At 73.1% G+C, this 631-nt stretch carries 1 protein-coding gene; it reads left to right on the forward strand.

The window, feature by feature from the left end:
• The coding region (locus tag ACY34I_RS40570) for a nuclease/transposase family protein (RefSeq protein WP_462760860.1) at window positions 1-631 on the forward strand (631 nt) is incomplete at both ends.

Raw genomic sequence — 631 nt, forward strand, 5'->3', positions numbered from 1 at the left:
CCTGCCGCCCACGGTCCCCACGGACGCGGTGGTGCACCTGCCCACCCTGCGCGTCGCCGGCCGGCAGGTGCACGCCGACATGGCATACACGCACGCCGTCCCGAAGGCCCGGCGCACCGGCCACACGGTCGCGGTCGGCGTGGACTGGGGCCTGAACACTCTCCTCAGCGCGGGAGCCGTGCGACTCCACGAGGACGGGCGGATCACCGCGTTGGGGGCGGGTGGCCAGTTCCGGGCCGCCGGCATCCTCGCCAAGCAGCACCGCCTCCGGCGCCTGTCAGAACGGCTGCACGCCAAAGCCGACCACTACCAACGCCTCGCCGGCAGCAACGAGCGGCATCAACTCATCGGCAAACTGGCGGTCCTGCGCGACGAGATTGACCACGTGTCCGCCCGCCGCCGAAACCTGAACGCCGCGCTCGCCTGGGCCGCCGCCCGCTGGGCCGTGGACCAGGCCATCGCCGCCCGGGCGAGCGTCATCTACGTCGAGGACCTGCGGTCGTTGGAAGCACGGGGCATGGGCGCCACCCTCAACACCCGCCTGTCGCAGCAGGTGCGCGGGCAGATCAGCGACCGGATGCGGCACCTCGCCGCCGAGCACGGTATCGCCGTGGTCACCACGCCTGCGCGC

It is taken from the genome of Micromonospora sp. RTBAU3-60, assembly GCF_054963695.1.